The organism is Streptomyces sp. 5-10, from assembly GCF_014712245.1.
GTDB classification, from domain to species: domain Bacteria; phylum Actinomycetota; class Actinomycetes; order Streptomycetales; family Streptomycetaceae; genus Streptomyces; species Streptomyces violaceusniger.
Genome location: NZ_JACVYG010000057.1, coordinates 17616 through 36471, shown reverse-complemented (window position 1 = coordinate 36471; position 18856 = coordinate 17616). Strand labels below are relative to the sequence as shown.

The 18856-nt window shown below is 71.0% G+C and carries 12 protein-coding genes and 1 pseudogene; 2 read left to right on the top strand and 11 right to left on the bottom strand.

The window, feature by feature from the left end; genetic code table 11:
• Position 1: 1 nt before the first annotated feature.
• From IEJ02_RS39810 to IEJ02_RS39760, 11 genes are all read right to left on the bottom strand, one after another.
• On the bottom strand, positions 2-1249 hold the full coding sequence (locus IEJ02_RS39810; protein WP_191069249.1) for an O-antigen ligase family protein: 1248 nt from the start codon (positions 1247-1249) through the stop codon (positions 2-4).
• Position 1250: 1 nt separating this feature from the next.
• Positions 1251-2786, bottom strand: coding sequence for a right-handed parallel beta-helix repeat-containing protein (locus IEJ02_RS39805; RefSeq protein ID WP_191069248.1), 1536 nt, complete (start codon positions 2784-2786; stop codon positions 1251-1253).
• A gap of 11 nt (positions 2787-2797) precedes the next feature.
• Complete coding sequence (locus IEJ02_RS39800; RefSeq protein ID WP_191069247.1) at positions 2798-4741, bottom strand: alginate lyase family protein; 1944 nt, start codon at positions 4739-4741, stop codon at positions 2798-2800.
• On the bottom strand, positions 4738-6933 hold the full coding sequence (locus IEJ02_RS39795) for a bi-domain-containing oxidoreductase (protein WP_191069246.1): 2196 nt from the start codon (positions 6931-6933) through the stop codon (positions 4738-4740). The genes IEJ02_RS39800 and IEJ02_RS39795 overlap by 4 nt, the downstream gene beginning before the upstream one ends.
• A gap of 18 nt (positions 6934-6951) precedes the next feature.
• Positions 6952-8886, bottom strand: a complete 1935-nt coding sequence (gene asnB / locus IEJ02_RS39790) for an asparagine synthase (glutamine-hydrolyzing) (protein ID WP_191069245.1) — start codon at positions 8884-8886, stop codon at positions 6952-6954.
• Positions 8887-8889: 3 nt separating this feature from the next.
• Positions 8890-10410: a Wzz/FepE/Etk N-terminal domain-containing protein gene (locus IEJ02_RS39785; RefSeq protein WP_191069244.1), complete on the bottom strand. Its 1521-nt coding sequence runs from the start codon at positions 10408-10410 to the stop codon at positions 8890-8892.
• Positions 10407-11804, bottom strand: a complete 1398-nt coding sequence (locus IEJ02_RS39780) for a Wzz/FepE/Etk N-terminal domain-containing protein (protein ID WP_191069243.1) — start codon at positions 11802-11804, stop codon at positions 10407-10409. The genes IEJ02_RS39785 and IEJ02_RS39780 overlap by 4 nt, the downstream gene beginning before the upstream one ends.
• A complete protein-coding gene (locus tag IEJ02_RS39775; protein WP_191069242.1) occupies positions 11801-13039 on the bottom strand; it encodes a glycosyltransferase family 4 protein in 1239 nt (412 codons plus the stop codon). Before IEJ02_RS39775 ends, IEJ02_RS39780 begins: the two co-directional genes overlap by 4 nt.
• The gene (locus IEJ02_RS39770) at positions 13029-14354 is read right to left on the bottom strand and encodes a nucleotide sugar dehydrogenase (protein WP_191069241.1); all 1326 of its coding nucleotides are present in this window, start codon (positions 14352-14354) and stop codon (positions 13029-13031) included. Before IEJ02_RS39770 ends, IEJ02_RS39775 begins: the two co-directional genes overlap by 11 nt.
• A gap of 73 nt (positions 14355-14427) precedes the next feature.
• Positions 14428-15903, bottom strand: a complete 1476-nt coding sequence (locus IEJ02_RS39765) for a sugar transferase (RefSeq protein WP_191069240.1) — start codon at positions 15901-15903, stop codon at positions 14428-14430.
• A 733-nt stretch (positions 15904-16636) separates the two neighbouring features.
• Positions 16637-17572, bottom strand: coding sequence for an endo-beta-N-acetylglucosaminidase H (locus IEJ02_RS39760; RefSeq protein ID WP_191069239.1), 936 nt, complete (start codon positions 17570-17572; stop codon positions 16637-16639).
• A 687-nt stretch (positions 17573-18259) separates the two neighbouring features.
• On the opposite strand from IEJ02_RS39760, the gene IEJ02_RS39755 reads away from it, so the two are divergent.
• Both IEJ02_RS39755 and IEJ02_RS39750 read left to right on the top strand, forming a co-directional pair.
• Positions 18260-18535, top strand: coding sequence for a hypothetical protein (locus IEJ02_RS39755; protein ID WP_191069238.1), 276 nt, complete (start codon positions 18260-18262; stop codon positions 18533-18535).
• Between the two features lie 101 nt (positions 18536-18636).
• Positions 18637-18853 (top strand): annotated as a pseudogene (locus tag IEJ02_RS39750) (FAD-dependent monooxygenase); the annotation flags it as partial.
• Positions 18854-18856 lie beyond the last annotated feature (3 nt).

Here is an 18856-nt window from a genome sequence, read left to right as displayed (position 1 = left end):
CTCAAGGAACCTCCGATCTCCGGGCCCAGCGCGGGATGTGCCGTCGAGGGACGTCGGGCGTCGCGAGGGGCGCGGCCTCGGCGGGTGCCGCCAACAGCGAGGCGGCCAGGGCCAGATGCAGCAGATACGGGGAGGCGTCGCCCAGACCGGCCTCGGTGTACGACGCGATCGCGCAGTAGCTGATCAGAAAGATCGCGCAGGCCCTCTGCAGCGACGGCGGCCGCAGCAACGCGACGCCGCCCAGCACGATGATGATCGCCGCGACAAGGGTGACGCCGACCAGACCCTGCTCGTTGTAAACGGCCAGCCAGCTGTTGTCGATCGGCAGCCCGCCGAACGACTTGTCGCCCAGGCCCATGCCGAACCACCTCTCCCCGGTGGTCCGGGGCGCGGCCAGCAGGGCGTCCCAGACCTTGGCCCGGCCGGTGAGGCTGGAGAAGTTCTCCTTGCTCTGCCCGCGCAGGAACCACGCCTGGAGCAGGGAGGCGAACCCCACCGCGGCCACCGTGGCGCACAGCACCGCCCAGCTGAAGAAGCGGCGGGCCGCGCCGCTGGTGAGGAGGAGGGAGCCGATCGCCAACACCAGCCCGAGCAGCAGGCCGAGCGTGGCCGTCCGGGTATGGGTCAGCGCGAGCAGGACGAGTGACGGCACGATGACCACCACCGCACTGGTCCTGTCGGTCCGGCGGCCCAGTACGAGCAGCACGGTGAGCCCGGTGATCACCGCGGCGTACTGTCCGATCTGCGGCGGGGTGAGCGGCCACAACGCGCCGACCAGCCGTCCGCCGTAGAGGTCGGGCAGGGCCGCGCCCGGTGAGGCGACCAGGCCGGCGGCCACCGACCCGAGCACCGCGAAGTACATCCGGATGTGGTGCCGTACGAACGCCAGGCCGCCGTCCCACCAGCGGCTGAGCAGCCACAGCGTGGAGACGAAGAGGGCCAGCCGGAAGCAGCGGAACAGCGCGCCGAACCCGGACTCCAGGTTCACGCTGGAGATCACGCTCGTCACCAGCAGCAGGGTGAGCAGGAACACGTACGCACTGGCTCGGATGCGCAGCCCTCGGATGCGCAGCCGGGGATTGATCAGGAGCGCCAGCGCGAACGCGGCGACCAGCGCCCCCATGGTGACCATCTGGATGAGGGAGCGGGGCAGCGGGACGATGGTCTTCGCCCCGGCGGAGCCGAGCGTGTTGAGGACCAGCAGCCCCCAGACCGCCCCAACGATCTTCGGTGTGTGCCCCTCGCCCATCTCAACCACCGTCCCGTGCGCGGAAGGTGCTGCCCGCGTCCTGCCGGTACGGCGTGGCCTGCCACTGCCCGAAGTCGAGCACCCGGCTCGGGTCGTGGGCGACGAATTGCCATGGCCCGACGTAGACGTTGTCGTGCCAGCGGTTGTGCTGTTCGGTGGTGATGGCGTCGGCCACGCGCTCGCCCTGGTACGGCGACCAGTCCGGATAGGTGCCGTAGTTGGCCAGCACCGCCATGCGGTCGCACTTCACCGTGCACTTGACGACGGAGGTGTCCAGCACGAAGCGGTTGTCGTGGATGTCCACCCGCTGGGTCTTCCACCGGCAGCCGGCGTAGAGCGGTGGCTTGGCGATCGCCGGCTTCGCGCAGCGGTCGGTGTCCCGGACCAGCAGGGTGCAGACACCGGACGAGGTGTTGGCCGGGCTGTTGCAGAACCGGTCGGCGTTTTCCCACAGGGTGATCCCGGACCAGTTGTTCTCCAGTACGTTCCGGTAGATCTCGATCTTGTCGGTGCGGGCTTTGACCCGTGGTTCGCCGCCGGACTCGGACACGTAGACCGTCGGATACGGGAAGCTGTCGCCGCGGTCGGCTTCCCTGCGGCCCTCGACCCAGTTGTTCCGCCGGATCGTGTTGTTCCGGATGACCGCGTTGTAGCTGGTCTCGTAGATCAGCGCGGCACCGTCGTTGTCCTCGAGCACGTTGTTCTCGATGCGGAAGTCGTTGTTGTTGGTGTCCGCCCACAACCCGGTTCCACGGTTGTCGTGCACCCAGTTTCCGCGTACGTCGGCGCCGTTGACGGCCCAGAACTTGATGCCCCCGGTGCAGCCGCAGCCCTTCCGCCGCCGCTCCCAGTCGCCGGTGTTGTTGCCCACGATCTCGTTGCCCTCGACCACCAGGCCGCTGATACGGCCTTTGGCCTTGTACGCGTTCACGCCGTACTGGCCGTTGTCGCGCAGACAGCTGGCGCGGACCCGCTGGCGGGCGCCGGCCATCAGCCCGGCGCCGGAGTTGTCCTGGATCGTCGCGTGCTCGATCACCCACCCGTCGGCCGAGTCATGGTTGACCACGCCCTCGTCCGGCGGCGCCACGAAACGTCGCACGGTCAGGTAGCGGATGGTGACGTCGCGGGCGGTGCCGCCGAACGCGTACTGGTTCTTCTTCCGGCCGTCGAGCACCGCGCCCGGCGCGCCGAGGTAGCGGTTCCCCTCCTTGGGGATGACCTGGGCGTAGCGGTCCGGGTCGAGCCTGTGCTTGCCCGGTCGAAGCCAGAACGTGGTGTTCGGGGGGCTGCTCTTGGTCTTCGCCGCCAGGTCACCGACCACCGCGGGGTCGACCGTCACCGCGCCCTTCGGCGCCTTCGCCGGCCCGGCCGCGGGATGGGCGCACACCCGGGCCACGGACCGGGCCGCGGACATGGACGGCACGGCGGTCGGCTCCGCCGCCGGGGCGTCCGACGTGCTCACACAGCCGGTCGCCGCCAGCAGGGCGAGCGCCGACGCCGCCACCGGTAACGCCCAGCTCCGCCACTTGATCACCACGCGTGCCCCCCCTAGCCGCGGAACCTGAGTACGGTGGTGAACCCCTGCGCGCCGTCGGCGAAGCCGGTGCCGACCAGTGTGGTGGTGGGTTCCTTGCGTCCGAAGCCGGCGGAGTACCAGCCCAGCGGCGGTCCGGTCTCGCCGCGATGGGCCCGCCAGGACAGCTGCCCGGGCAGGTCGAGCACCGCGGAGCGGTCCTCGCCGTCCCGGGTCCAGGTGAGCTGTGCCCGGTTGTCCACCAGGTCCGCGGCGATCGCCGGGCCGAGGTGGAACGCCAGGTGCACGTCCCGGCGCGGGCCGCGCACCTCGTCCACCACCCTCAGCTCCTTGAGCGCGGCCGTCAGTTCCACCCGGCGGCGGTGCACGGAGCCCTGGTAGCCGTCGTGCTCGGCACACCAGCGGGCCACGCCCTCGCCCGATGTGTGCGCGGCCAGGACACGGCTGCGGGCATGACGGGTCCACAGGAACGGGCCGCCGGAGACGGACTGGTCAGCGCCGTCCAATTGCAGGGTGTTGTGGCCGAGGGTCGACCGGAAGTACTGCCGCCACTCGGGCTGCCCGTGGTAGCAGTACGTCCCCGGGTCGGCGAGCACGTCGACCCCGTCGTGCCGGACCTCCACGGACAGCGCGTCCGCGTGAGCGTGCGCGGCGATGGACAGGAAGCCGTGCGGACCCCCGTCGCAGCGGCACCAGATCTCTCCCGGGCCGCGCAGGATCGTGAGCCCCGCGTCGGCGAAGTGGGCCGGTCGGCTTGGCGGGCGGGTCACCGACGGTTCAGTGGGTTTGATGAACGCGGCCAGCAGCGGGGTGCGCACATCGGTGCCGGTCACCGCCGGCCACCAGGCGAGCCGGCCGAACACGGCGTCCCCGGTGGCCAGCAGCGAGGCCCAGCGGTCGGTGCCCGCGCCGTCCACGACCAGACCGTGCCCGTCGTCGGCGTCCCCCTGGCGCGGCGGCCGCAGCCGGCTGTCCACGATGGCCGCGAGCGCGTCGGTCATCCGCAGCAGCACCAGCCGGATCGACGCGGGGACCGGCACGCCCGCGGCATCGGCCTCGGCCACCGCGGCCAGGCCGAGCTCCAGCACCAGTCCGTGATATTCGGTGGCCAGCTCGCGGTTGAGGCCGGAGCCGAAGGTGTTGCCGCGCAGATGCCGATCCAGCGACCGCAGCGCGTCGGCGCGCCAGCGCGCCGAGGAGGGGAACCACCCGAACGCGCAGGCCGCCGCGAACTGCCCGGCGGCCTCGGCGATGGCGTGGTTGTTCGCCGAGGACCCCCGGCTGGGGAAGGCGGCCAGCCAGCGCTGGTGGTGCCAGATCTGGTTCCGCGCCACCGGGTTGCCCTCGAACAGCCCGGCCGCGCCCGGCCAGCCGTCGAGGAGCCGGCGGATCCACACCCAGGACAGCAGCCGGATGCCCAGCTCGATGCCGCTGGTCCAGTGCACTCCGCGCAGCGGCGCGTTGGCCGTCCACCACGACCGCAGGTGCTCGGCCACGCGCTCGGCGTACCGCTCGTCCCCGGTGATCGCGTAGGCGGCGGCGAGCTGGGTGAGGTACTGATGCCGGGATGGCTCCCAGATCTGCTTGATGTCCCCGACCGCGTCCTCGTTCCGGTACGGCACGTCGAAGGCGTAGCCCGAGGGAGCCCGTCGCCCGGTCTTCGGGTCGTACCACCAGTCCGGGTCGGCCAGGTCGTCGCGGTCCACCCCGAAGTACTCGGCGTGCCCGGCCATCAGCCGGTCCGCCTCGGCGATGAGACGTTTCGCGGCGTCGGCGGGTACGGCGGCGATCGTTCCGGCGGGCAGGACGGCGGTGAACCGGGCGCCGGTCACGCTCGGGCAGTCCGGCCGCGCCGACCGCCACCGCCGCCTGCGCACCGCGTCGCCCACCCGGCCGCCGACCTCCCGCGGTCCCATCCGGGACAGCCGCCGCAGGTACCAGCCCGCGCTCATGCTCATCGCGCCCTCGCCAACGTCACCGGCGCACCACCGGCCAGGCCTGCCCGCACGGCGAGGGTGGCCGCCGTGGTGGCGACCAGCGACTGAAGCGGCACGGGCATCGGCCCGCCGGTCCGCACGGCCTTGATGAACGCGGCCAGCTCGGCGGACTGACCCTTGTCCCGGGCCTTGGGCAGCCGCGAACTGACCCACCGGTTGCGGCGGCCGTCGTACACGGTGGCACGGACGAAGTCGTCGAGCCGCAGCACCTTGCCGTCCGCGATCAGGTCCAGCGTCTCCTTGGGGAAGCCCGGCGAGCCGGTGGTGACGTAAGCGATGGTGGCGGTGGACCCGTCCGGGTAGCGCAGCATGACCTGGAGGTCCTCGTTGCCGGGCGTGGCGACCGCGTACACCGAGACCGGGTCGGCCCCGAGCAGCCAGCTCGCCGTGTCGATGAAGTGTCCGCCCTCGCCGGCGAACCGCGAGCCCTCGGTGCCCTGTTGGAGGTACCAGCTGCCGTGCTCGAGGCGACCGGCGTTGACCAGGTAGCGGAGGTTCGCCGGCCCGGTCCGGGCGCCGAACCGCTTCCTGGCCTCCTGGAGCAGCGGCGCGAACCGGCGGTTGAAGCCCACCTGGAGCCGGTCGTTGCCGGACTCCTCCACCGCCGCGAGCACGCCGGCCAGCTCGTCCTCGGTGAGGGCCAGGGGCTTCTCCACGAACACCGCCTTGCCGGCCCGCAGCGCCCTCATGACCAGTTCGGCGTGCGAGCTGTGGCGGGTGACCACGAACACCGCGTCGATGGACGGGTCACCGAGCACGGCGTCGAGATCGGTGGTCGCCTCGGCGAAGCCGAACTTCCGCCGCGCGTTGGCCGCGGACAGCGCCGTAGTGGTGACGACCGTGGACAGGTCGACGCCGTCGCGCCGTTCCAGGTGCGGCAGCAGCATCGACGTCGCGTAGTTTCCCGCGCCGACGAACGCCAGCCGGACCGACGCGTTGGCGTACCGGGCCGGGGTGGACACTCCGCCGCTACGTCGCACCGCGGGCACGGCCACCTCCGGGGCCTGCGTTTCCCCGGCTGGGTCGGGGTGGCCGGGGTACCGGAACAGCACGGCCACGGCCTTCAGGTCACCGTCCTTCAGGCGCCGGTACGTCTCGACGGCGTCGTCGAAGTCGGCCGTGTGGGAGATCAGGGGCTCCACGTCGACGCTGCCGTGGGCGAGGAGATCGAGGAAGCACGCCAGGTTGCGGCGCTCGGTCCAGCGCACATAGCCGATCGGGTAGTCGCGCCCCTCGAGCTCGTACTCCGGGTCGTAGCGGCCGGGGCCGTAGCTGCGGGAGAACCGGACGTCGAGCTCCTTCTCGTAGTACGCGTTCCACGGCAGGTCAAGGCGGCACTTGCCGATGTCGACGACCCGGCCGCGGTCCCGGCTCAGTCGGGCGGCCAGCTCGACGGGCTGGTTGCTGCCGCCGCCGGCGGCCAGATACACCTGGTCCACGCCCAGGCCGCCGGTGAGTTCGGCGACGGCGGTCTCCACGGCCGTGGAGGCGGGATCGCCGCAGGCCGCCGCGCCCAGGCCCTCGGCGAGCTCGCAGCGCACCGGGTCGGGGTCGGCCCCGATGACGCGAGCTCCGGAGGCGGCGAGGAGCTGCACCACCAGCTGCCCGATCAGCCCGAGGCCGATGACCAGCGCCACGTCGCCGAGCTGTGGCTCACCGCGGCGCACGCCCTGCAACGCGATCGACCCGACGGTGCCGAAGGCCGCGTGCCGCGGCGCGAGGCCGTCCGGCACCCGGGCGTAGAGGTTCTTCGGCACCCAGTTCAGCTCGGCGTGCAGCGCGTACTCATTGCCGGCGCACGCCACGAGGTCGCCGACCTTCACATCGTCGATCCCGGCGCCGACCTGCTCGACCACCCCGCACAGCGAGTAGCCGAGCGGCGTGTAGGAGTCCAGCTTGCCCATCACCTTGCGGTAGGTGGCGGGCACCCCGTTGGTGGCCACGCTCTGCACGACCTTGGCCACCTGGTCGGGCCGGGAGCGGGCCTTGCCCAGCATCGACATGCCGGCCTCGGACACCTTCATGAGCTCGGTCCCGGTGGATATCAGCGAGTAGGCGCTGCGGACCAGCACACCGCCCGGCTTGCACCCCGGCACCGGCACGTCGAGCAGGGCCAGCTCGCCGTTCTTGTAGTTCTGCACAACCTGTTTCACCCGAACTCCTGAAGATTCCTAAGCCGTCAACCGAGTGCTCTTGCCGGACCCAGAGGTCGCGTCGCGGTACCAGTACTCGAGGGTCAGCACATGCCACAGATGCTTGGAGAAGTCCCGCTGCCCGGCGGCGTCCTCGGCGACCATCCGCGCCAGCGCGTCGCGGCGCAGGAACCCGGAGCGGACGAGCTCGCCGTCGTTGACCACCTCGCGCACCAGCGGTGCCAGATCCCGGCTCATCCAGGCGCGCAACGGGGCGCTGAACAGGCCCTTGGGCCGGTACACGATCTCCCGGGGCAGGATCGAGGTGGCCGCCTCCTTGAGGACGGCCTTCCCCTGCCGCCCGACGATCTTGCGGTCACCGGGCACGGCGAACGCCGCCTTGACCACCTCGACGTCCACGTACGGCACCCGCACCTCGGTCGACGCGGCCATGCTCGAGCGGTCCGTGTACGTGAGGTTCAGGCCCGGCAGGAACATCCGGGCGTCGCCCAGGCACATGCGGTTGACGAAGTCGTCGAGGTCGTTGTCCCGGTAGACATCCGCATGCTCGGTCAGCACGTCCTCGACCGTGCCGACCAGGTCCGGATCGATCAACGCGAGCAGCTCGTCCTGGTCGTACATGGTGTAGCTGCGCCGGAACGCGGTCTCCTCCGGCAGATCGGCGAAGGAGAGGAACCGCTTCGCGAAGCGCACCGACCGGTACCCCCGGCGGGCCGTGGCCACCGGCAGCCGGTCCACGGCCCTGGACACCCCGCGCCGCAGGGGCCGCGGGACGCGCTGGTAGCGCAGCGCGATCAGGTTGGCCAGGTGCTTGCGGTAACCGGCGAACAGCTCGTCGGCGCCCATCCCGGAGAGCATCACCTTGACCCCGGCCTCCCGGGCTGCCGAGCAGATCAGGAACGTGTTGATCGCGGCGGGGTCGCCGATCGGCTCGTCCAGGTGGTACGTCATCCGCGGCAGCAGGTCGAGCACGTTCGGAGCGATCTCGATCTCATGCAGGTCGACGCCGAACCGCGTCGCCACCCGCCGGGCGTAGCGCAGGTCGTCCGGCATCGCCTCGAACCTGGCGTCCTCGGCGCGGAACCCGATCGTGTAAGCGGAGATCCCGGGTTGGTGGCGGGCCGCCAGCGCGGTCAGGTAGCTGGAGTCGAGACCGCCGGAGAGGAAGGTCGCCACGGGCACGTCGGAGAGCAGGTGGCGCCGGGTCGACTCCTCGACGATGGCGGCGAGGTCCGGCCGCTCGCCGCTCCGGGCCCGCTCCCGGCCCTCGGCGGCGACGTCCCTGAGGTTCCAGAACCGGCCGCGCTCCACCCGGCCGTCGGGCCGGCACCGCAGCCAGCTCCCGGGCGGCAGCTTCTCCGCTTCGCGGAACGCGCAGCGCGAGTCCGGCACCCAGTAGTACAGCAGGGAGGCCACCAGCGCCGCGTGGTCCACCTCCAGCGACCGGCCGGTCACGGCGGCGAGCGCCTTGAGTTCGGAGGCGAACACCAGGCCCTCGCCGCGCCGGAGCAGGAACAGCGGCTTGATGCCGAGCTGGTCGCGGGCGAGCACCAGGTCACCGGTGCGCTCGTCGAAGATGCCGAACGCGAACATGCCGCGCAGCCGGGGCAGGCAGTCGGTGCCCCAGCGCCGCCACGCCTCCAGCAGCACCTCGGTGTCGGAGGTACCGCGGAAGCGCACCCCGGCGGCCGCCAGTTCGGCCCGCAGCTCGGGCGCGTTGTACAGCTCGCCGTTGTACGTCAGGACGAGGCCGCCCGAGACCATCGGCTGGGCGCCGGTCCCGGACAGGTCGATGATGGCCAGCCGACGGTGTCCGAGGTGCACTTCGCCGTCGCCGGCGGGGTGGCTGTACCGGCCCGTGCCGTCCGGACCGCGGTGGGCGAGGGTATCGGTGAGCCGGTCGGTCACGGCCTTCCCGTCCGGCCATCGGTACGTGCCTGCGATGCCGCACATGTCCTACCGCGCCTCCTGGTCGCTTTCCGGGACTCGTGCGGCCCACATCGGCGGCCGCTCCGTCCGTAATGGGTCCATCCCGTGTCGCCGGGCCGGCCGCTCGCCATGGCCCCGCAGCGCGATGTGCAGCCCGTCCCACAGCGTGCCGTCGGTCCGGTCACGCGGATCGGGGTCGATCAGCACCACACCGATCACCGGAATGCTCTGGTCCGCGAGCTGCCGCGCCACGGTGTGCAGCCATGCGGCGCTGCCGTGCCCGGCACGCACGACGAGCACGGTCCGGGTACCGAGATACTGGAGGTCGGTCCACGCGGTGCCGGGCGCGACCGAGCCGACGCCGAACCGGCGCTCCTGATGCGACACGGCGGCGGCATGCTCGCCGCCGACCACGGTGGGGTCTCCTGGCTTGGGGCGGCGCCCCGCGAGCTGCTGGCCGGGCAGACCATCGACGATGGCCACTGGCCCATCCGCCGCCAGTGCCCTGCCGAGGTCCAGGGCGATCACGCTCGTGCTGCGCGCACAGCCCAGTTCCAGCAGCGACACCGGTTCCTCGGAGCCGCGCACGGTGCGGGCCAGGGACGCGGTGAGCCTTGTCCGTGCCGCCCGGATCCGTCGGCGCTGCCACAGCCTGCCCGAGCGGCGGGGCAGCTCCGCGATGACCGAGGCGCCCAGGTTCGCCGCGATCTCCCGGCGGAGTATGGGACGGTCCGCCACCACCGTGCCGACCGCGGCCACCGCGAGCCCGAGGGCGAGTCCGAGGACGAGGCCGATCGCGGCGTTGGTGGCAGCGGCCTTGGGCAGGGACTGCCGCACCACGCGCGGGGCGTCCACGATCTGTGTGCCGGCGATGATCCGGGGCGTGCCGGTGCGCGCCTCCGCGGCGCGTTGGTCGAAATCGGCGATCCGCGAGTTGAGCTCGGCCCGGCGGGCGAAGAGCGACTCGGTGCTCGCCGACGCTTCCGGGTCGCTGCCCGGCGATCGGCCTCCGATCGCCTTGTTGACCTCGGCGAGTTCCTTCCGCACGCGGTCACGCTGGTCGAGCAGGGCCTTGGACTCGGCTTTCGCGGCCTCCCGCATCCGCCGCACATGGTCCGCGACGAACGCGTCGGCCAGCGCCTTGGCTCGGGCCACCGCTTCCGCGTCGCTGTCACCCGTCACATCGATCCGCAGCAGGTTGTTGGTCAAGCCGGTGCCCCGGTAGTCCCGCATGAAGTCTTCCGGTTTTACCGGGGACTTGAGGGACCGCAGGGCCTCGCCGGCGATCCGCGAGGTCCCCAGCAGCGCGACATCGGTGCGGATCAGCGTTCCGGTGTCGTTCGGCTGGTCCTCCTGATGCGCGACCAGCACTTTGGTCACCGCGGTCGGCGGCGGTGGCAGCAGGATCGCCATCGCCGCGCCGGCCAGCAGCCCCAGCAGAGCCATGGAGCACCAGAGGCGGCGGCGCCTGCGCACCGCCACCACCAGCGCCTGGAGGTCGAGGAGCGGGGTGGCGGCCGACGACTCCGCGGTCTTGCTCGTCGTCACGGTGAACCTCCCGTCGCGGGGCCGCGCACCGCGAGAGCCAGCGTGGCCTCGTCCGACGGACGGTCGGGGGTTCGCGTCGGACGGGTCCGGACCGTTCCGGCGACGACGATGCCGACGATCTCCTGCCTGGCGTCCGCACACGCCTCGGCGATGCCGGCGAGCTCCTCCGCGGTCCAGCTGCCCGCGCTGAGGACGACCAGGGCACCGGACTCGGTGTCGCGGTCCGGCACGATGGGCCGGTCCACCGAAACCTCCACCACCCGCAGCATGGGGTATCCCCTGCTCGGCGAGGAGGGGGAAGGGTCGCCCTTGGACTCGGCGACGAGTTGCTCGGCGGCCCGGCGGGCGATCTCGTCGCCTTCGGGTACGACCACCAGCAGCCGCCGGGGGGCCGGCAGCCGGTCCCGGAGGCGGGCGCACACCCGGCGGTAGCGGAGCCGCCTTCCGGCCTCGTCGCCGGACCTCTGCGGGGTCGGTGTGTCCCACCGGGTGTCCACGCCGAGGAGCCGGCGGATCCAGGCCCGTGGGCCACCGCCTTCCGGCCGGTGCGCGCGCCGTTCATGGGTTACGTCGACGGTGCCCAGCAGCGGCGAGCCGAGCGCCGCGGCGATCTCCGGTTCGGTGCGCGGTCGGCGGCTCATCCGTGCGGCGGTGAGATGGCCGATGACCGCGAGCAGGAAGAACAGCAGCGCTCCGGCGACGATGAGCTGCGTCCTCGTCGGCGGTGCCTCGCCGGTCGGCCGGGCCGCCGGGCCCATGACGACCATGTTGGACTTGTTGGTCACCGGGTCGGCCTCGTCCAGCTTCTTCATGGCGCCCTGCAGCGCGGTGCGCAGCTTCTCGAGCTCGGTGCGGCCCTGCACGCTCTCCACGGTCTGCCCCGGATCGGCCGCGTCGGCCAGCTCGGTGATGCGGCGGCTGGTCCGCACCACCAGCTTCCGCAAGTCCTCGGGCCCGGCCGACGCCTGGGAGCCGGTGTCGTCGCCCGCGAGCCGCGCGGCGAAGGCGACGAATTGCTGGGCCACCTGGTCGGAGAGCTTCTGCGCGCGCTCCGGGGTCTCGGCCGTACCCGAGATCTTGATGATGTTCCCGTCGGCGGCCTTGGCGCTCACCCGATCCCGCAGCTCGCTGCCGCTGACCCCGGTCCAGCCGAGCGTGGCGGCCGCGCGGTCGACCACCACCGAACTGGTCGCGATCTCCGCCTGAGTCAGCAGCTCGCGCTCCTCCCACGCCCCCGGCAGCAGTACCGATGCCGACGTCGTGTAGCGCGGTGGGAACAGCAACGAGGTGCCGTAGCCGACGAGCGCCCCCACCACGGCGAGGATGGTGAGCAGCCGCCAGCGCCGACGGAAAATCCGCCCGATCGTGACCAGGCGTATCGTGTCATCGCTCAACGGCGCGGCCTCTTCCCTGCCCGGTCCGGGTCGCCCGCCGACGCGTAGGCGGCGAGCAGGGACGCTTGCGAGTTCCGCCAGGAGAGCGGCCCGCTGATCCGCTCCTGGCCGATCTTGCCCATCCGGGCCCGCTTCTCCGGATCGTCCAACAACTCCGCGATGAGTCCCGCGAATTGGGCCTCGTCGTTGGCGGGCGCGTAGACGGCGGCGTCACCTGCGGAGACGCGCGCCTCCTTCAGGTCGAACGAGACGATCGGCCGGCCCATCGCCATGTACTCCAGGACCTTGTTCATGGTCGACACGTCGTTGAGCGGATTGCGCGGGTCCGGGGAGAGGCACACGTCCGCGGTGGACAGGTAACGCACCAGGTCGGCGTCCGGAATGCGCCCGGTGAACCGCACCTGCTCGGACAGCCCGAGCCGCCGGGACAGCTCCACCATCGCGTCGAAGGCGTCGCCGGAGCCGACGAACACCGCGTGCCAGTCGGTCCGCCCGAGCTCGTCGCGCAGCTTCGCGAGGGACCGCAAGGCGTAGTCGACGCCGTCCTGCGGGCCCATGACGCCGAGGTAGCACAGCAGATGAGGCCTGCCGCGCTTCAGCTCCGGTTCGGGCGGCACCGGTTGGAACCGGTCGACGGCGGGCGCGCTGCGCACCACGAAGACGTCCTCCGGCCGTTTGCCGCCTCGGCGCACCGCGACGTCCCGGTAGCTCTCGTTCGTGGCGAGCACGACGTCCGCGGTGCGGTAGGTCCGGCGTTCCAGCGCGCACACGGCGCGGTAGAGCAGGTCCTCGCCGCGGTCGAACCGGGAGAGGTACAGCTCGGGCACCAGGTCGTGCTGGTCGAAGACGAACCGCGCGCCGCGCCGCTTCAGCCACAGCGCCGGCAGGAACAGCAGATCGGGCGGGTTGCACGCGTGGACCACGTCGACCGGGCCGACCTTGCGGACCAGCCGGGCCGTATGCCACAGCGCCGATCCGTACTCCTTCAGGTAGCCGGCCGGTCCTCCGGTGGCCGCGCGCAACGGGTAGCGGTGGATCCGCACGCCGTCGATCTCCGCCTCCGGCTCCGTGTCCCGCTTGCTCCCCCGGGGACAGATGACGTGCACCGTCCAGCCCGCGTCGCGCAGTGTCGTGCACTCCTGCCACACCCGCCGGTCGAACGGCACCGACAGGTTCTCCACCAGGATCAGCGCGCGCCGGCCCGACCCGTCACCGCTGATCGCGTTACCAAGCAAGGCCCATGTACCCCGGTTCGGCCCGGCGCGCCTCGGCGTCGGGGAGGCGGATGAGGTCGACGATCACCGGGCCGTCGCCATGGGGCAGCGCCGACAGCACGGCCGGATCCCTGGTCCCGACCAGGCACACCTCGGCGTGCTCGAGCACCTCGTCGACGGAGTCCGCGAGCAGCTGCGCGAGGTGCGGCAGCCGGGTCTCGATGTACTCGCGGTTGGCGCCGAGCAGCCGGGAGAGGCTCACGTTGGCGTCGTGGATCTTGAGGTCGTACCCCTTGCCGAAGAGCCTTTCCGCCAGCTCGACGAGCGGGCTCTCGCGGAGGTCGTCGGTGCCGGGTTTGAAGGACAGCCCGAACAGGCCCACCCGGCGCTTGCCGGTGCGCTCGACCAGCTCCACCGCGCGCTGCAGATGGTCGGAGTTGGAGGGCAGCACATGGGCGAGGATGGGCACCGAGACATCGGCCCGACGCGCCGCGTGGACCAGGCTGCGCAGGTCCTTGGGCAGGCAGGAGCCGCCGAAGGCGAAGCCGGGCCGCAGGTAGGCGGGGCTGATGTTCAGCTTGCGGTCGGCCAGGAACACGTCCATCACCTGGTGCGAGTCCACCCCGAGCGCCTGGCACACGGCGCCCAGCTCGTTCGCGAAGCCGATCTTGAGGCCGTGGAAGGCGTTGTCCGCGTATTTGATCGCCTCGGCCGTCGGGACCGGCACCCGGAACACCTCGCCGGGTAAGCCGTCGTACAGCGCCGTCACCGCGTCGCCGCTTACCGGGTCGAGCTCGCCGATGACGGTCTTGGGCGGGTCGAAGAAGTCCCGCACGCTCGTGCCCTCGCGCAGGAACTCCGGGTTGACCGCGACCCCGATGTCCACCCCGGCCGTGCCGCCGACGTTCTTCTCCAGGATCGGCACCAGCAGGTTCAGGCAGGTGCCCGGGAGCATGGTGCTGCGGAACACGACGGTGTGCCGGCCCCCCTGCTCGGCCCCCTCGGCCAGCGCGAGCCCGATCTGCTCGGTGACCCGCTCCAAGTACGTGGTGCACAGGCTGCCGTTGGGCTCCGACGGCGTGCCCACGCAGACCAGCGACACCTCGCTGTCCATGATCGCCTCGCGGACGTCGCCGGTGGCGCGGAGCGCTCCGGTCCGCACGACCTCGGCGATGAGCTCGCCGATCCGCTCCTCGACCACCGGGGCCTTGCCGTCGTTGACCAGGTCGACCTTCACCTGGTTCACGTCCACCCCGATGACCTCGTGCCCCATGCTGGCCAGGCACGCGGCCGACACGCAGCCCACGTAGCCGAGCCCGAAAACGCTGACTCTCATGACCCGTTCCTCCCCCCAGGCAAGCCCTTCCGGCCCGCCTTCCGTGCGCCGACTGGACGACGCCCCCCACGCATCAGTAGGCCCCCTGCCCCTGGAGCACCGCACGCAGCGTCTTCCACAAGATCACTGTGTCCAGGGCGAGCGACCAGTCCTCCACGTACCGCAGGTCCAGCCGGACCGCCTCCTCCCACGGCAGGTCACTGCGCCCGCTGATCTGCCACAAACCGGTGAGCCCGGGCTTGACCAGCAGCCGCCGCCGGATGTCCGGGCCGTACGCGGCGGACTCCTCCGGCAACGGAGGCCGCGGGCCGACGAGCGACATCGATCCGGTGAGCACGTTGAAAAGCTGCGGGAGCTCGTCGATCGAGTACCGGCGCAGCACCGCTCCCACCCGGGTCACCCGCGGATCCCGGCGGACCTTGAACAGCAGCCCCGCACCCTCGTTGCGGTCGGCCAGCTCGGCACGTGCCCCATGGGCCCCGGCGACCATGGTGCGGAACTTGACGATGGTGAACTCGCGGCCGTCCTTGCCGACCCTGCGCTGGCGGTAGAACGCCCCACCCCGGCTGTCCACCAGCACCAGCAGCGCGACGAGCACCATCAGCGGCGCGAACAGCACCAGCAGGACCGCCGAGCCCACCCGGTCGACGACCCCTTTGACCGCCCGGCGGCCCCCGGTGAAGGCCGGCATGCTGACCCGCAGCAGCGGGATCCCGAGCACCGCGTCGATGTGCAGCCGCGGGCCGGCCACCTCCATCAGCACGGGGGCCACGACCATCTCGGCGTCGCTGCCCTCGAGGTTCCAGGCCAGCCGCTGCAGCCGGTCCGGTGTCCAGTGCGGGTCCGGGGTGACCGCGACGACTCGGTAGTCGTCGTGGCGGACGTACTTGGCGACGTCCGTCAGCCGGCCGACGACCCGCACTCCGTCCAGTTGGTCACCGTCTATCCCGCGACCGTCCGTCGTGCACACCGCCTCCACCCGCCAGCCGAGGTGCGGGAACTTGCGGGTTCGGGTGATCAGATCGCGCACGGTGGCCGGGCTCCCGGCAGCGAGCACCGGTCGCAGGCACCGTCCTTCCTTCCGCTGTTTGTGCAGCCAGAGGCGCAGCAGATACCGCGCGGTCATGGTGATGAGCGCGATCGCGGGGATCGCGACGAAGATCCAGAGCTTGATGTTGCGCGAGGTGAGGGCGATCCCGCCGAGCGCCAGTACGACGGTCGCCGCGAACAGTGAGCGTCCGAGCCGGCGGAATTCCTCGGCGCCCTGGCCGAGCACGGCCGGAGCCCACGACCGGCTCACCGCGAGCGCCCCCAGCACCAGCAGCTCGGTGCCGAAGGCGAGAATTCCCCACTTCTCGTGCCAGTTGGCCGCGTCCCGGGCCCCGAAGAAGTTGCCGATCGCCGCCACCACGACGGCGGTGGCCACGGTATCGCTGGTGATCACGGTACGGCGGTACCGCTGCTCCCAGTCGTTCGCGGGCTGTCTGATCGCCCCGTCCGCCAGACGCCCGCGCGCCGGCGGAAACGGGTTGACTAATCCCCCTTGCACAGAACCCCCCCAGGTCCCCAGTGGTTCGACGTATTCGCCTCACACTGTTGCTCGGGAGGCCCCCGCCTCCCGTACTGTTCCTCCCCTCGGGGCCCCGCCCCCGCCCTGTTACTCCTCGCGGGAGGCCCCCCGGCCCCCGCGCCGCGCTGTCCCTCCCCGCGAGGGGCCCCCGCCCCCCGCGCATGACGTCGCGGCTATCTCAGAGCTGCTCGAACTACCCACCCTGGCGGCAACGGACTCGCATGTCCCGCCAGACTCTCGAGGTGCGCGGGAGCCCGTCGAAACCTCGGGTGCTCCCCGCACCCAAGGCCCCTCTCGGGCCCCAAGAACTGATCACCCCCATGTCTGGCTCCGGTGACGCGACGGCTGGCTGACCGTGGAGCCGGACCCATAGATCATCATTTGTCGCCTGGTGTCCAAACATGTGAAGCACCGTCAATCTAGACCATCGGCGCCGATCTGAAGAGAGGATGTGTGTAATTTGTGTTCAAACTTTGAAGTTGGATCCACCGAGGGGTGACCGCCCGCGGGTGCTCTGACAAGTGGTCCACGACGAGCGCAGCTAGCACCAACCGCCCACACCATGAACGGCGTTCGACATACCGAAAGATCCACAGATGCTTACCGGCCAGGGCAGCGGGGCGCACCTGTTCGACACCCGCAGTGCCTGACCTGGGACAGGTCCGGTCAGGCACCGTCATCCATCGGGTACGCGCCGGGGCGTGCGGTCGCCTTACGGCGTGTAGACGGCGTTACCGCCGTACAGCTCCCTGGTGAACGCGGAGACATCGGCGCTGCGATCGGCGCCGTCGAGGTTGTACGTCAGATAGACGCCGTACCCCTCGCTGACGGTGCGGCGGGCGAGGCTGGCGGCCACGCTCTGCGAGGTCCGGCCGATCTCGACGGCCGCCGGCGACAGCTTCGACTTGGGCAGCGCCACGCGGGGAACCTGCCAGGTGCCGTAGTACGGGTTCCAGGCGTAGTCGAACTTGGACGAGACGTCGACGCCGCCGTAGGAGAGGCGCGACGCGGCCGGGCCGATGTTGTAGAGGCTGATGATCTTGCCCGGCATGTTCGCGCGCAGCGCCGTCACCAGGTGCACGAACGAGCTGTCGTTGGGCTGCCCGGTGCCGTTGTTGCCGTACTCCGCGTACTCGTCGTCGAAGTCGATGCCGTCGAGGCCGTACTTGGCCACGGCGTCCGACAACGTTTTCGCGAACGCCGAAGCCGCTTGCTGGGAGGGGAAGTTGGCGAAGCCCGCGCCCTGGTGGTTGCCGAGCACCGAGAGGACGACCTTGATGCCCTTCTGCTGCAACGGCCGTATCTCCGTGGCGGCGTTGTCGAGGACGCGCTGCACGTTCTCGTTGAAGTGCAGATACGCCGCCTTCGTACCCGTGTCGTAGTTGATGTTCGCCGCGAAGATCACGGCGACGTCGAAGACGTTGCCGCCGCCGTTGGCGAGGGTGTACTTGCCGACGTTGCGCATGCTGTTGTTGTTCACCTCGACGTACGCCACCGAGGTCGGCCCCTGTTTCGCGGCAGCGGGAGCCGCTGCCGCGCCGGTCGTGGCGGTCGCGGTGGTCGCGGCGGTCCCGGCGAAGGCGAGGGCCGCGACCGCCGAGAGCGCGAACGCGGCCCTCCGTACTCTGCTCCGTACCAGAGTGAACATCGTTGCCCGGTCTCCCCTCCATGGGTCGGCGCCCGACCTGTTCGAAAGCGCCGAGTGAGCCCCCAAGTCTTCCGCTCCCGTGAGGCGTTCACAACGGGCCCTGCTGGTCACTCCGCCTTGGGCCGCGAGCGCACTGAACGCGGGGTTCGGGACACCCTTGCGACTGCCTCCCGTCGGTTGCCGCCTTGTCGGAACCCCATTCGATGCGTAGTCTCAGGCCCGCCTTCAAGGGCTGCGGCGCGTCTGAGCCGGGGGGTTCACGCGAGTTCTCGTCGCGCGGCCCTGATTCCCCAGCAGTGGAACGGAAGCATGCACACATCGGCACAGCAATCCGCCCTCCCGCGCCGCCGGCGCCCGGGAGCACGTGGTTCAGCACTCGCTCTCACCGTGCTGTTGTCAGCGGGCGTCCTCACCACTGCGTGCGGCGCCGACGGGGATGACGCGAGCGCCGCCACGGCACCGCCCTCCAGGGCTTTGAACGCCGCGGAATCACCTTCCTCATCGGGCACTGGCGAACCTTCCACGTCAGCGGAAGGAAGCTCTCCCACTCCTCAGACGGCTGAGCAAAGAGCCCAAGAGGAAGCGGGCAGAGAACGGGCCGCAGCGGCTCCAAGCGGCGTGCCGGTCACACCGGGGAGGCCCAAGGAGAATAAGCACTTCAGGCATCCCGTGACGACCCAGGGGGACGTGACGGTCTTCAAGCCCGTCCGCAGCGGATCCGCTGTGACGGTGCCGATATTGGTCACCAACCGTGGCGATCAACGTGCGTTCTACGAGGTCGCTGTCCGCATTACCGGCGATCACGGATTTGATACGACGGTTCGCATGAAGAGCGAAGCCGTCGGCCTGTATCCCGGGACTTCGTGGCCCGCCGAACTCACCGCACGGGATCCTGGGAGCCCGGTCCCGGACAACCCCCAGGTGACCATCGTGAAGAGCACGAAGTCAAAGCACACTCGCTGATAAAGCACACTCGCTGATAAGGAAGGCCGACGACCGGATCCCGGGGACGTCGCCCACGGGGACGTCGCGCTCGACCGTATCGTTCGAGGACGGCTCGGCGCATTCGCAGTATCGAGCTGATGGCGATGCGCGGACTGCTGGATCGCATTCTCGAACACGGAAGAAAGCGTCCGGCCGGCGGATTCTTCGCCGCCATCAACACACCCGCGCCCCAGGGCCTGGATTCCGCGCACGCCTATCTGCTGGGCCGACGGGGAACAGCTGCGTTCGCGCTATCTCGTCGGCTGCGACGGTGGGCACAGTACGGTGCGCAAGGTCCCG

What these genes read in the sequence shown, in the direction of transcription:
- IEJ02_RS39810 (WP_191069249.1), bottom strand. Translation starts at nt 1,249, where the DNA reads ATGGGCGAGGGGCACACACCGAAGATCGTTGGGGCGGTCTGGGGGCTG.
- IEJ02_RS39800 (WP_191069247.1), bottom strand. Translation starts at nt 4,741, where the DNA reads ATGAGCATGAGCGCGGGCTGGTACCTGCGGCGGCTGTCCCGGATGGGA.
- asnB (WP_191069245.1), bottom strand. Translation starts at nt 8,886, where the DNA reads ATGTGCGGCATCGCAGGCACGTACCGATGGCCGGACGGGAAGGCCGTG.
- IEJ02_RS39770 (WP_191069241.1), bottom strand. Translation starts at nt 14,354, where the DNA reads ATGAGAGTCAGCGTTTTCGGGCTCGGCTACGTGGGCTGCGTGTCGGCC.
- IEJ02_RS39760 (WP_191069239.1), bottom strand. Translation starts at nt 17,572, where the DNA reads ATGTTCACTCTGGTACGGAGCAGAGTACGGAGGGCCGCGTTCGCGCTC.